10 protein-coding genes are annotated in these 12,009 nt (G+C 41.5%); 5 read left to right on the top strand and 5 right to left on the bottom strand.

What is annotated here, in order from left to right:
* Positions 1-6 precede the first annotated feature (6 nt).
* The gene (locus tag FDP09_RS15465) at positions 7-3,024 is read right to left on the bottom strand and encodes a SusC/RagA family TonB-linked outer membrane protein (RefSeq protein WP_137403535.1); all 3,018 of its coding nucleotides are present in this window, start codon (positions 3,022-3,024) and stop codon (positions 7-9) included.
* A gap of 581 nt (positions 3,025-3,605) precedes the next feature.
* Here FDP09_RS15465 and FDP09_RS15460 point away from each other — a divergent pair.
* Positions 3,606-4,490 carry an AraC family transcriptional regulator gene (locus tag FDP09_RS15460; RefSeq protein ID WP_137403534.1) on the top strand — a complete coding sequence of 295 codons (885 nt, stop codon included), beginning with the start codon at positions 3,606-3,608 and terminating at the stop codon, positions 4,488-4,490.
* A 118-nt stretch (positions 4,491-4,608) separates the two neighbouring features.
* On the opposite strand, the gene FDP09_RS15455 is transcribed toward FDP09_RS15460, so the two are convergent.
* A complete protein-coding gene (locus FDP09_RS15455) occupies positions 4,609-5,049 on the bottom strand; it encodes a rhodanese-like domain-containing protein (RefSeq protein ID WP_137403533.1) in 441 nt (146 codons plus the stop codon).
* A 252-nt stretch (positions 5,050-5,301) separates the two neighbouring features.
* Between FDP09_RS15455 and FDP09_RS15450 the strand changes: the two genes are divergently transcribed.
* Positions 5,302-5,862: a type 1 glutamine amidotransferase domain-containing protein gene (locus FDP09_RS15450; RefSeq protein WP_137403532.1), complete on the top strand. Its 561-nt coding sequence runs from the start codon at positions 5,302-5,304 to the stop codon at positions 5,860-5,862.
* 134 nt (positions 5,863-5,996) lie between these two features.
* On the opposite strand, the gene FDP09_RS15445 is transcribed toward FDP09_RS15450, so the two are convergent.
* Entirely contained in the window at positions 5,997-7,076 is a 1,080-nt protein-coding gene (locus tag FDP09_RS15445) for an AI-2E family transporter (RefSeq protein ID WP_137403531.1), read from the bottom strand.
* Between the two features lie 378 nt (positions 7,077-7,454).
* Between FDP09_RS15445 and FDP09_RS15440 the strand changes: the two genes are divergently transcribed.
* Entirely contained in the window at positions 7,455-8,783 is a 1,329-nt protein-coding gene (locus FDP09_RS15440) for an ammonium transporter (RefSeq protein WP_137403530.1), read from the top strand.
* Between the two features lie 124 nt (positions 8,784-8,907).
* Here FDP09_RS15440 and FDP09_RS15435 read toward each other — a convergent pair whose 3' ends face one another.
* Positions 8,908-9,750 carry a helix-turn-helix domain-containing protein gene (locus FDP09_RS15435; protein WP_137403529.1) on the bottom strand — a complete coding sequence of 281 codons (843 nt, stop codon included), beginning with the start codon at positions 9,748-9,750 and terminating at the stop codon, positions 8,908-8,910.
* A 193-nt stretch (positions 9,751-9,943) separates the two neighbouring features.
* On the opposite strand from FDP09_RS15435, the gene hxlB reads away from it, so the two are divergent.
* Complete coding sequence (gene hxlB, locus FDP09_RS15430; protein WP_137403528.1) at positions 9,944-10,531, top strand: 6-phospho-3-hexuloisomerase; 588 nt, start codon at positions 9,944-9,946, stop codon at positions 10,529-10,531.
* A 42-nt stretch (positions 10,532-10,573) separates the two neighbouring features.
* Positions 10,574-11,221, top strand: a complete 648-nt coding sequence (hxlA, locus tag FDP09_RS15425; RefSeq protein WP_137403527.1) for a 3-hexulose-6-phosphate synthase — start codon at positions 10,574-10,576, stop codon at positions 11,219-11,221.
* 317 nt (positions 11,222-11,538) lie between these two features.
* Here the strand turns inward: hxlA and FDP09_RS15420 are convergent, their stop codons facing one another.
* Positions 11,539-11,919, bottom strand: coding sequence for a PH domain-containing protein (locus tag FDP09_RS15420; protein ID WP_137403526.1), 381 nt, complete (start codon positions 11,917-11,919; stop codon positions 11,539-11,541).
* Between the last annotated feature and the right edge of the window lie 90 nt (positions 11,920-12,009).

The raw sequence follows: 12,009 nt of genomic DNA, 5'->3' as shown, positions 1-12,009 counted from the left end.
TCGCTTTTAGAATGTAACATTTAATCCCAAGGTATAGGTACGGGTGGTCGGATACTTGTCCCGTTGATCATTGCCGGGATCAAACCCTGTAATGCTCACGCCTTCAGGATCGATTCCTTTGTACTTGGTGATGGTAAAGAGATTTAGACCAGAAGCATATATCCTGGCATTACGTAAAAATCCGAGTTTTGGAATGGTATAGCCAATGGTGAAATTATCCAATTTAAAGTAATCTCCACTTTCTATATAGTGGCTTACCAAGGCTAAATCACTGTTCAACCGCTTGCCATATACGGGATCATAGGCGGTATTGAGCATGTTGTAGGCCGTATTGTAGGGGTTCTCATAAAACATCCGCTGGAAGTTTAATATTTCGTGCCCGAATGCTCCCCTAAAATTTGCCTGAACATCAAAATTCTTGAATTTCAAGCTATTATTGAATCCTAAAATGTGCAGTGGTATTCCATTGCCGTAAAATTGGCGATCTTCTTGTGAGGCCTGGCTGATCGGAATGCCTTCTCCTTCTTGATTTTCGATGATCCATTCACCATCATCGTTCGTTCCGATGGATTTCCATACATAAAACCTTCCAATGGCCCCTCCTACTTCTACTCTGTGGGTATAGTCTTGGATCGGCTCACCAGTGAAGCCAGCAGTAAAGAAATCATTGGTGGCTTCAAACTGGTCATTGGACAGTGACACCAGCTTGTTTCGGTTGGTAGAATAGGTAATGCTAGTATTCCAGCTAAAATCTTTGTTTTGGATCGGCACTATATTCACCAGCACCTCTATCCCATCATTTTGAAGGACGCCCGCGTTGATGGTCATTGAATTGGTCAAGTAAGGAGGAACAGGAACGGGAAAATTGTAAAGCAAATCTTTGATATCCCTTCGGTAAACATCGATAGAACCACTCAGTCGATCCTTAAAAAAGCTGTAGTCCACACCAAAATTATATTCTTCCTTTCGTTCCCATCGTAAGTCTGGGTTGAAATTTCGAGCAGGGATGAAGCCCTGCACCCACTGGCCGCCAATGTAGGCACCTTCTGTGCGTGTAAAATCATAGCTGATCTGGGAAAGGTAGGGTGAATTGGCGATGGTTCCTGTTACACCAAATCCTGCCCTTAGCTTGATTTCGCCAATATTTTCCGAATCTCTTAGAAAAGGCTCGTTGCTAATTCTCCACCCTACAGAAACTGCAGGGAATGTTCCCCATTGGCTGTTTTCACCAAACCTGGAAGAACCTTCTCTCCTCACACTCGCCATAAACAGGTACTTATCATGATAGCTGTAAGTGGCCCTGCCAAAGAAACCTGCCAATTGCCATTTGTTTTTAGAACTGCCCATATCTGCCTGGCCAGATTGCAGTGCGGCCCCAGCTCCCAAGTTGTTCCAAGTGTATAGGTCCGTAGGAAAGTTCCAGTTGGACGCAAAGAAGTCCTCGTACGTGGCATCTTGCCAGCTGTAGCCACCTAGCAAGGTAAAATAATGATCACCTACAGCCTTGTTATAGTTGGTGGTAAATTCCAGCAAATTTTCGTTATAGGCACTTGTGGATCGGGAGGCGGTACCATTTTGATTGTTTAGCCAAGTGTTGGTATGCTCGAAAGTCGTGGCATAGCCTGTCAAATTGCTGTTTTGAACATTGGAAACCATCAGTTTGATGTCCAGGTTATCGATAGGGTTGTAGTTAAGGCTACCGTTGACACGCATTTCCTTCATCTTTGACTCTGAGTCAGCTTCGTAGATCCTTGATATTGGATTTTCATAGAAATAACCGTCCCTTTCCTGCCAAGCGCCATCTTCAGTTTTCACTTGGTCTGTCGGGTTTCGGATAATGGCCTGTCGGTAAGCGTAGCCATCGGCCCCGCCTTCTTCACGCGTAAACACCCTATTGATCACTTGTATATTGGCACGAAGCTTTTCATCAAACATGCTGTGATTTAGATCAGCACGGATATTAAACCGCTCTTGATTTGACCGTAAGAAGATGCCTTGCCAATTTCTATAGTTTACCGATGCGGTAAAATTGGTTTTTCGGTCTCCTCCAGAGAAGCTAAGGTTATGGTTTTGGCTGATGGGATTTCTGGTCATTTCCTCTATCCAGTCTGTATTACCGCCATAGTCGGTATAACCTATCCCCTCTTCTTCTATCAATCTCCTATAATCATCCCCGGTGAGCAATTCAGGTTTGCGGGCGATGGTTTGCAAGCTGACATAACTGTTATAGTTAATGGAATTTCTATTGCCGCCGCTGTTTTTCTTGGTAGTGATCAGGATTACTCCTCCAGTAGCACGAGTACCGTAAATGGCTGCCGCAGAACCATCCTTAAGGACATCTACGGATTCGATATCTTCTGGAGGTACGGTGTTCAGGTCCCCGGGAATTCCATCGATGAGCACCAATGGATTGGAAGTACCATTGATACTGTTGATACCGCGAAGGTTGATTTGTGTACTGGCACCAGGGTCACCACTTGGCGTCGTCACCCGAAGTCCGGCAACCTTTCCCTGTACCAATTGCGCTGCATCCCTGACGGCTCCTTTGACAAAATCCTCTTCCTTCACCCCTCCGATGGAGCTGGTAACGTCCCCTTTGCGCATGGTCCCGTATCCTACCACAACCACTTCGGTCATGGAGGTCATTTCTGGCTCCATGGTAATCGATAGGTCTTGGGCCGTATAAACGTCCACTTCCTGTTGGGCAAACCCTATAAAACTGAATACCAAGGTAGCTCCTTCATCCGGTATATCTATGGTGAATTTGCCATCCATGTCCGTTGTTACGCCCTTGGAAGTACCTTTTATCAGGATAGAAACCCCTGGTAGGGTTAATCCATCTTCTCCGCTAATTACTGTCCCCGTCACAGTCATATCCCTTAGTTTTATAAAGGATCCTATTTTGGGGCTTACATCAGTGGACAACTCATACGTTGGGACAGCCCAGGTACTCCCAGCGGAAAGCATATAGCCCCCCAGCGTCATACTCAAAAGCAGTCCAGCCTTTTTAGTAAAGTGTTTCATATATATTGGGTTAAGGTAAATATTAGCATAAAAAGTAAATCTTAAATAGCTGGTTTTCAGCTATTTTTAAGTTATGCTTAAAATTAGGGCATCCGTTTATCCTTTCATTTCACCATAATACCCAATACTTATACAGGATTATCAGAAATGGGAGTTTTGCCATATATGATCAGGGTTCTGGAAGCTTTTGCATAATTTTTCGACCAATCTCACCCATCAAATACCGTTGTCAGTAGGATTTGACCTTAGTCGTTTAATTAATAATGTACTATCCATAAAAAAAATGACAAACCAATTTTGGCATATGGATAAAGATCACCATTCAAAAGGGTTAAAATGAATTTCTGAAAAATATTATTCTGAATTACAAAAATCACTCGTACATATTTATTCATTTCTTATACTCTATTAACAAGTGGGGTGAATTTTTGGAGAATTCTGATTAATATAGGTTAAGTTATTAAATGTAAAAATTACATTAATAAAAAATCATTTTAATTGTAAAGCACTTAATACCATCAATGATCACCCAAAAGCATTGGTTAAACGCCATTCATTGACCACAAAAAAACACTAACGATATGAAACCTTTGTTATTCAAAATTGCAAAAACAGAAGAGGAAGCTGTTAGGATTCTCCAGGAAGATTATCCCTATTTTTATGATAATCTCCATTACCACGTGGAAACACAAATTATGGTGATTTTGGAAGGGAAAGGCACCTACTTTATTGGAGATGCAATAGGTAATTTTAATGCGGGTGACATATTCATTTTAGGTTCAAACCTGCCCCACTTTTTCAGAAGTGACAAGGATTATTACAGTGAGGGGTCCTGTTTACGGTCAAAAAACATTTCCATTTTATTTTCCTTGGAAACCATGGGGGAAAAGATTTTGGACCTACCGGAATTCCATGCAATCAAAAAGCTCCTTTACTACAGCAAAAAGGGACTGATGATTTACGGAAAAGCTAAAAAAAGACTATTTAAAGCAGCCCAAAAAATCGCCCGTAAGGATGGAATGGAGCGGATAGTTTATTTGCTGAAACACTTGGACAAAATTTCCAAAAGCAATGAAATCACTGCTCTCAGTCATATAAATTTCGAAGCGAGTACACGTCCACATGATACCAAAAAGGTAAATGCTATCATTCACTTCATTATGGAGAATTTTGCCAAGGATATATCCCTTGCCGATGTCGCAAATGTGGCCAATCTCAGCGTCAATGCCTTCTGTCGCTATTTTAAGCAACATACTCGCAAGACCTTCTCACAATTTTTGAACGAAGTTCGAATCGGAAATGCTTGCAAACAACTCATCGAGGAAGGATATAGTGTGAAGGAGGTGGCCTTTGATAGTGGGTATTACAATATTTCCTACTTCAACAGACAGTTTAAGCTGATTACCGGTTATACTCCTTCTGAATATTTGAAAGCCCACACCCATAACCATAATATGGCCAGTTAATTAATATAACGCCTTTGCAAAGATCCACTAGGAAACGTTTCTGACTTAAGTTTAACTTTATTAAATGTTGTTAAAAACCTTATTACCAGCAGTATAAAGGACTGTTGTTAAATTACATTTATTCCATATTATTAACCGGGTACCCCTTGTCTATCCAGTCAGTTTTGATGTTATTAAGTATGGCGAGCAATTTGTGATTTGTAAAATCCAGGTCGTTAAGTGCTTTGAATGCTGGTCTCACGTTTGGGCATTTTTGTAAAGGACAGCAACCACAGTAAATGATGATTTCCTCGTCTTTGTCAAGCTTTTCCACCTGCGATATGAGTTTATCGATATGCGTCTCATCCTGTCCCGGTCCAATATCCACCGAACCCTTTATTACTGCTTCTGGCCCTACGCTGAGTAAAATGGGGACATTCACACTATCAGATTTCATCTTCTTGTTCAAATCATAAGGAGAAACCATTTGCTCGGCTGTCCAAGGTTCCGTGGTTTGAAATCCATATAGCCCTATTAAGCATATAAGAATAGCTACTGCTGCAATTGGTGTAATTTTCATTTAACTGATCGATTATTGATTGTAAACATACCGCTTCATGATGAAAACTCCAATATAACCAAACTTGGTAAAAAGGAATTTTAACCATTTTATTTCACCTGTACGCATTAATTATAACGTAACAAATATTTTATAGCTATAAAATATGTTAAAAATTTTAAAACATAATAAATTAAGGTATTTATGGAATGGTCATTGTAGGTTTTAGTCTAGATTTAAAAATAAAATTTATAATCAAAAACCACAGTAACCATGAAAGATTTAAAAAACAGAAAAGTAGCCATACTATCCACAGACGGCTTTGAAGAGTCCGAACTTACCAGTCCGAAAAATGCGTTGGAAGAAAGTGGCGCGACCGTACATATCATTTCCTTGGAAGAAGGAAGGATCAGGGGCTGGAAAGACGGTAACTGGAGTTTGGATATTGGAGTAGACCACACATTGGATGCTGTCTATGAGGACGATTATGATGGCTTGGTTTTGCCAGGCGGTGTGATCAATCCCGACAAACTCCGTCGAAACGAAAAGGCAGTTGCTTTCGTGAGATCCTTTTTCAGGAACCACAAACCTGTTGCTGCCATTTGTCACGGACCGCAAATCCTGATTGATGCGGACGTGGTAGGTGGAAGGAAACTGACATCCTTTCATTCCATCAAAAAAGATTTGGAAAATGCTGGTGCCAAATGGTTTGATGAAGAAGTGGTCGTAGATCAGGGACTGGTTACCTCCAGAAGTCCTAATGATTTGCCTGCTTTTAATCGTAAGCTAGTGGAAGAAGTTTATGAAGGCAGGCATGCCAACCAAACCTTATAATAGTAATGTACACCAATAAAAGTGCCGCATCCAACTTATGGATGCGGCACTTTTTTAACTAACATTCAATCAAATTAACCGTTGTTAAACGATTGGTTTCAAATTAATTATGAACATTTTTTCAACCTGTTTTTTTACCTAAGCTTTTTTTTGGTGAAGATGTTATTCTTTTCCTCTGCTAAAAGAAAAGCAAACGACCGGGTACTGTCACTCAATTCAAAAATTCTTCTAAGAATAGCCAAACTAGGGATAATCAAAATCATCCCTGCAATGCCCCAAATGGCTCCACCCAACAACAATCCCAATAAGGTAATGAAAGCGTTTAAGTTAACGTTGGACCCCACAATTTTAGGGGTGAGGAAATTGCTTTCGACCAGTTGAATGATCGTGAAAAGGATAATAATAATAAAGGGTGAAAAAGATGACTCTGACGTAAGCATGGCATAAGAAAAAGGTAAAATCGCCCCTAGAAAAGGTCCCAAATAAGGAATGATATTTAAAATCGCTGCAAATAAGCCAAAGAATAAAGCATGTTTAATACCCAAAACGTAAAGAGCACCTGTATTTAAAACAGCTAAGATGGCCATGACCTTAAGCAAGCCGATGATATAGCCTTGTACCATTTTTCGGATATGGAGCACTTCACGCTTCACCTCCCGTTGATTTCTGCTCGCAAACAGTTGAACCAGAAAATTCGCTAGGTGACGACGGTAAATTAACATGAAAAATATAAAAACAGGGGTCAGCACCAGCCCGGTAAGTGAACCAATGGCACTTAACAAAAACTGGGGCATAGATTGGTTGCCGGATTGAAGAACATTTACGATTTGCTCTTTGTTGATGCCATTTTCGAGTCCTATATGCATTCCCAAATTGGTAGAGAAGAAATGATCTATGTTTGAAAAAAACTCATCCACGCGCTCTCCTACATTGCCAAGGTCCTGGCTCACCCCCTTGATCTGGATGATCACCAGCATTATGATCGCCCCTACGATAACAATTCCACTCAAAAGCGACAAAAACGCACTCAAGGTTTCCGGAACTTTCCATTTTTCAAGCTTCTCACACATAGGTGTCAAAAGCATGGAAAGCAAGCCCGCCAACATCAATGGAACCAGTAGTTTTTTTCCTAAAATCAGGATAAAAACGATGGTTATGATTAGAAGCAATACGAAAAGGACACGTATAAATGTGGGAATCTGTATTTTCTGCATATAATAAATGTAGGAACTTAAAAATACTATAATAGCAACTATACCTATTTTATTTATTCTTTACGTAATAAAAGTCATAGATTATATAATTAACCCCATAGACACATATTGCACAGTAGAAATTGGTTATCAACCAAGCTAGTTGTGTTGTGTTACTTTTTCGATGTCTTAAAATCTGGATTTAACATGTGTAAGTGGCCTCCAATCCTTCTGTTGAAGAATAATGGGAAAAACTCCATTAATTGTCATCCTAATCATAGAAAATTTATGTGAAAATCATGAAAACGTAACATTATTTAGAACCAAGCTAAGTTTTGATTAAAATTCTGAAAATTCAGAAAATTGACTTAGTTTTGTAGCCAAATTTTAAAAATTACAATGAAGAAAAAGTGGAAAGTTGCCTTCGGGACAATTATTGCAGCTTCAATAGCTGGTTTATTTTGGCAGGTTGAAAGTCCTGCAGCTGGAAATTTCGGGACAGAAGAGCAATTGGTCTTTTCGGACATCGCTTGGCTACTGACTGCCTCATGTCTGGTCCTGCTGATGACACCGGGGCTCTCCCTGTTTTATGGAGGAATGGTCGGAAAAAAGAACCTGATCTCCACCATGCTCCAAAGCTTCATTTCACTCGGGGTAGTGACCATGGTCTGGACGGTTGTCGGTTTTAGTTTAGCCTTTGGAGACCCCATTGGCATCGAGATAGATGGAGAGCTTTATGGTTTGATAGGCAATCCATTTCAGTACATGTTTTTTGATCAGGTCAACAAACTACCACATATAAGCATAGCGAGCAGTATTCCATTCATATTGTTTGCGCTTTTTCAGATGAAATTTGCCGTCATTACACCAGCTATCATCACTGGATCATTTGCCGAACGCGTGCGGTTTATTGGCTATGTTTTTTTTATCGGCATCTTTTGCGTCTTGGTCTATGCCCCGCTCTGCCACATGGTATGGCATCCCAATGGCCTGATCGGAGCTTATTTTGGCGTATTGGATTTTGCCGGAGGTACGGTAGTGCACATCAGTGCTGGTCTGGCCTCATTGGCCGGGGCAATGTTCATCGGAAAGCGCCGAAATCAGCACCATGCTCCTTCGAATATCACCTACATCATGTTGGGAACAGGTATGCTTTGGTTTGGCTGGTTTGGGTTTAATGCAGGCTCTTCCCTTGCTGCCAACGGTACTGCCGCTGTAGCTTTTGCCACGACCACAATCAGCTCTGCCACTGCCATGATGACTTGGGTATTCTTTGACAGGATGCAAGGACGAAAGATTACCGCTATGGGTGCCTGTATTGGTGCGGTAGTAGGACTGGTCGTCATCACCCCTGCGGCCGGCTTCATCACTGTTCCCCAAAGTATGTTCTTTGGATTTATCGGTGCGATTGTGTCAAACTTGGCCTTATCGGCTAAATTCCTAAAGCAAATGGACGACACTTTGGATGTATTTGCCTGCCATGGTGTTGGCGGCATTGTCGGGATGATCCTGACGGCCATATTTGCCAGTCCAGAAGGTTCCAGTTTATTGCATGGTGGATGGGCGATCTTTGGTTCCCATATGGTGGTGCTGGTAGGTGTTTCGGTATTTTCCTTCGTGGTTTCTTACGCCATATTTTTTGTACTGAACAAGTTTGTGACCTTAAGAGTCCGTGATGAATATGAAGAGGTAGGCTTGGATATTTCACAGCATGGAGAATCCGCATAATACTTGCGTTCTCGACAAAAATGATTTGAGCGATATGGAATGATAAAAAGGAAGATCACCTGACCATTGGGTGATCTTCCTTTTTAATTGATTTAGGGCTTTGTTCCTACCCTAGTCTTTTCTGTCAGTTGATTAGGGTATTGTCGAAGTGTTGGACATGAGCAGCGACATTGGCTTGAAAAGCTTGTGGTGTCTGGCCAGCATGCTGCTTAAAAAACCTGCTGAAATAAGAGCGGTCCTTGAATCCAAGGTTAAAGGCAATTTCCTTGATCGTATTCTCGCTATGGATAATCTGCCGTTTTGCCTCCAATACCAACCGGTCATGGATCAGTTGCATACCTGTTTTATCCAACTTTTCTTTTAAAATCTGATTGAGTCTTTTGGCACTGATTCCTAATTTCCCAGCATAAAACTCCGCAGTACGCTCCTCTAGATAATTCATCTCCAATAAAAGCATAAACTCATAAACCCGTTTCTCATTGATGTCCTGAAGGGTAAAATGCTGCTCTTTTAGCTGGATTAACTGCAACAGAAACACCTTCAAAAGCGCCTTAACCATGATTAGGTTCAAAGCAGACTTTTGGTACTCCTCTCTCAACAAGCCAAAAACCGTGTTTAGGCCCTTGGAGCTCTCCTCACTGACCTGAAGACAGGAAAATTCACCTTGAATATTAAACATTCGAAAGACATCCAGCAAAAATTCTTTTAAGTCGCCTTCCAACAACTCCCGCTTAAAGGAAATCAGCCAACCTTTTTTCCCTGCCTTGTTCAACTGATGCACCCTGTACGGGGGGATCAGATAAATCCAATCGCCACGGAGGGTCTGAAAATTATGCTGGGGTTCGTGAAGGGCATTTTCATTTTCCAGCCAGACGATTTCAAAAAATTCCCTCCTTTCAGGATCCTCCAGATAGGCCGGTGGACAATTATCCAAATTGCGAATATAGAGTACTTTATTACTTAGCATACTTGAAACTGCTTATCAGGGTTAGAAATTCTAGCTTGTTACAGCCATTTCCATATAGTACCACAAAAATAGCGAATTCCACCAGTCTTTTTATAAGGATGAGCAAAATGTACCACACATCTATCAAATCGTGTACACATTCACCGAAATCCACACCCTAATTTTGCAATGTACTTTCAATTAATAGACGATTATGACGGATCAAGCAGAAATAGTCACTAAAGATACTTCGCTAAACAGTTCCATTAAAAGGATTCTGGAGGAACATCAACAACTCTTTAAGAATATTTCCCTAGCAGACCCTGGGGCATTGGTTCAGGAGATAAAGAATGCCAATCGGATATTCCTCATTGGTGCAGGACGTACGGGATTTATGATCAAGGCTGCAGCCATGCGCCTGATGCACCTGGGATACCAAGTATATGTCGTTGGTGAGACCAATACGCCTGCCATTGGCTGCGGGGACCTACTGATCGCGGCCTCCGGCTCGGGCACGACCAGCTCGATCGTAAGAGCGGCCGAAACCGCCCATCAAAACCAAGCAATGATCCTGGCTTTCACTACGAACGCCACCTCACCATTGGCACAGCTGGCCAAGCATACTGCCATCATCCCTGCAGCAGGAAAGCAAGAATTCAATACCAAGGTATCTGCGCAATATGCCGGGAGTTTATTTGAGCAATCCTTTCTTATTCTCTTTGATGGCCTCATTCATTTGATGTGGAAGCAAGGAGGAAGTGCAGCCGAAGAGTTGTGGAAAAGGCATGCCAATATGGAATAAAGCAAGTTTTGAAATAAAAGTTAACCTATAAAATTTAAAATTATGACCAAATTACAAGTAGCAATCGATTTGCTGAAGACAGAAGATGCCATTGCCTTGGCCACTAAAGTAGCGCCTTTTATTGATATCATTGAACTGGGAACCCCCTTGATCAAGAGTGAAGGGCTAAGTGTCATCACCGCTATGAAAGAAGCTTTCCCTGACAAAAAAGTCTTTGCTGATTTTAAAACCGCTGATGCGGGGGCGCTTGAAGCCGAAATGGCCTTCCAGGCCGGTGCCGATTACATTACCATCTTGGGTGCCACAGGTGATGCCACCATATCCGGTGCAGTAGAAGCTGCCAAAAAATTCAATAAAGCAGTAGTCGTGGACACCATCGGTGTCAAAGACCGTGTAAAACGTGCCCAAGAGGTAATCAAACTGGGCGTAGAATTCGTAGAACTCCATGCTGGACTTGACGAACAAGCGGAACCTGGATATTCTATCCAAGTCTTGATCGATGAAGCCTCAAGAGCTGGTGTTCCTGTTTCCATCGCCGGTGGTGTAAACCAGAACAGCATTGAAGGAGTTAAAAAATCAGGTGCTGTCGTAGCAGTAGCTGGTGCAGCCATATATGGTGCCGAAGATCCTGCTGCTGCTGCCAAAGCGTTAAAAGAAGCGTTAATGGCTGATTTAATTCCCAATAATTAAATAAATTGGTGCTATTCAATGGCACAAAAGTAAAGACTATCAGGAGATGCAGGTCAGTACCTGCATCTCTTTTTCCCAAGAACGATAAGGACCGAAAAACCAAAACATAAATGCCGTGGTGCGATTTCAAAGTGATTCAAGTAACCTACCGAAATATCCACACGATCATTAAGCTCCACTTCCTGCATTATTATAAACCTTGAAGACGGACATCACGATAGATGAATATATTTATAAATAGCTGATATAAAGACTAGTAAAACACTTTAACTTATGTATAAGTTAAATAAATTATTCTCTCCATTTGAGGCTGACCTTTAACCAAGGACATGTCGCGCGAGGACTTTCTGCACATCATAGACATTGACAGACTTATTGAACTTCTTCACAAGCGATGGGTGTTGTTCGCCGGATATCCAGATTTTAAGTTCTGCGTCCAAATCAAAAGTACCAGCGGTTTCGATACTAAACCTGGTGATACTTTTATAAGTGATGGATTTGTACTCCACTTTTTTGCCTGTCAATCCTTGCTTGTCCACCAGGATCAATCGCTTGTTGGTAAAAATAAACGTATCCCTTATCAGCTTAAAGCCGATCTCAAGTTCTTCCCCATCAATCAACAGCTGACCGAAGTCTGCACGAAGTTTTTCGGGTTCTACCGCTCCGGCATTTCCAAGCAGTGATGAAAATATTCCCATAATTTAAAATTTTATTGGTTTTTGATTCTTAAATATACGTAAACTGAGCCGGAGACTCAACGTAAGCCAGTGCTGTAACAGCGACCCCGA

This window comes from Echinicola rosea (genome assembly GCF_005281475.1).
Taxonomy (GTDB): Bacteria; Bacteroidota; Bacteroidia; order Cytophagales; family Cyclobacteriaceae; genus Echinicola; species Echinicola rosea.
This window is presented reverse-complemented; position numbering and strand designations above follow the sequence as displayed.

Bases quoted from the DNA above. Each gene is read 5' to 3' on its own strand.
- FDP09_RS15460 (WP_137403534.1), top strand. From the start codon at position 3,606: ATGAAACCTTTGTTATTCAAAATTGCAAAAACAGAAGAGGAAGCTGTT.
- FDP09_RS15455 (WP_137403533.1), bottom strand. From the start codon at position 5,049: ATGAAAATTACACCAATTGCAGCAGTAGCTATTCTTATATGCTTAATA.
- FDP09_RS15420 (WP_137403526.1), bottom strand. From the start codon at position 11,919: ATGGGAATATTTTCATCACTGCTTGGAAATGCCGGAGCGGTAGAACCC.
- FDP09_RS15450 (WP_137403532.1), top strand. From the start codon at position 5,302: ATGAAAGATTTAAAAAACAGAAAAGTAGCCATACTATCCACAGACGGC.
- hxlB (WP_137403528.1), top strand. From the start codon at position 9,944: ATGACGGATCAAGCAGAAATAGTCACTAAAGATACTTCGCTAAACAGT.
- FDP09_RS15440 (WP_137403530.1), top strand. From the start codon at position 7,455: ATGAAGAAAAAGTGGAAAGTTGCCTTCGGGACAATTATTGCAGCTTCA.
- FDP09_RS15465 (WP_137403535.1), bottom strand. From the start codon at position 3,024: ATGAAACACTTTACTAAAAAGGCTGGACTGCTTTTGAGTATGACGCTG.
- hxlA (WP_137403527.1), top strand. From the start codon at position 10,574: ATGACCAAATTACAAGTAGCAATCGATTTGCTGAAGACAGAAGATGCC.
- FDP09_RS15435 (WP_137403529.1), bottom strand. From the start codon at position 9,750: ATGCTAAGTAATAAAGTACTCTATATTCGCAATTTGGATAATTGTCCA.
- FDP09_RS15445 (WP_137403531.1), bottom strand. From the start codon at position 7,076: ATGCAGAAAATACAGATTCCCACATTTATACGTGTCCTTTTCGTATTG.